This window comes from Chryseobacterium sp. SN22 (assembly GCF_008329705.1).
Classification (GTDB): domain Bacteria; phylum Bacteroidota; class Bacteroidia; order Flavobacteriales; family Weeksellaceae; genus Chryseobacterium.
In genome coordinates this window covers 1-920 of record NZ_VTSX01000059.1, presented here as the reverse complement: position 1 = coordinate 920, position 920 = coordinate 1, and the positions used below count along the sequence as shown (strand labels likewise).

General features: G+C 49.5%; 1 protein-coding gene. It reads left to right on the top strand.

Annotation, left to right across the window (positions count from 1 at the left end):
* Positions 1-909: MFS transporter (locus FY557_RS19950; protein WP_149248975.1), on the top strand; the 909-nt coding region annotated here is incomplete at its 5' end.
* Positions 910-920: the final 11 nt, after the last annotated feature.

Sequence of the window (920 nt, the reverse complement as noted above, 5' to 3'; positions counted from 1 at the left end):
TTTATCATCATCGGAGCTTTAGGTTTCTTATGGATGGGGCTTTGGGTATTTTACTACAAGAAACCGCATAAGCACCATAAAGTCAATGAACACGAGCTTTCTTACATCAACCAGGACCACGAAGAACTTAATACGGAAGAATCTCCGGCTCCCGAAAGAAAGTTTTCCTACAGGGAATGTTTCAGCCACCGTCAGACCTGGGCATTTGCCTTCGGGAAATTCATGACCGACGGGGTGTGGTGGTTCTTCCTGTTCTGGACCCCGGCTTATTTAAGCTCGGTTTACCAGATGGATTCCACGCAAAGCGCCTTTCCTTTATTTGTTTTATATGTAATTACCCTGCTGTCGATTATCGGGGGCTGGCTTCCGAAATACTTTGTGGAGAAAAAAGGGATGAACGCCTATTCGGGAAGGATGAAAGCGATGCTGATCTTTGCTTTTTTCCCGCTATTGGCCCTACTGGCACAGCCTCTGGGCTCGATAACCTACTGGATCCCGGTTCTGATCATCGGGATTGCCGGCGCGGCGCACCAGGCCTGGTCGGCGAATATCTTTTCCACCGTCGGCGATATGTTCCCGAAAAAAGCCATTGCGACCATTACGGGGATCGGCGGGATGGCCGGGGGCATCGGTTCGTTTATCATCAACAAATCTTCAGGCGTATTATTCGACCATGCCCACAAAGCCTGGTCCACGGTCAACGGAATACCGCTTCTGGAAAAATACCCGCAGTACACTAACGAACGGCTGCCGGATGGTTTTTTCGAGGGCCTGAAAAAGTCAGGAGCCGTGGTGGTCGACGGCATCGACAAAGGCTACATGATCATTTTCTCAATCGGTGCCGTAGCCTATCTCATCGCCTGGGGCGTGATGAAAGCGCTGGTACCCAAGTATAAGGAGATTAAATAAATACCAATTAA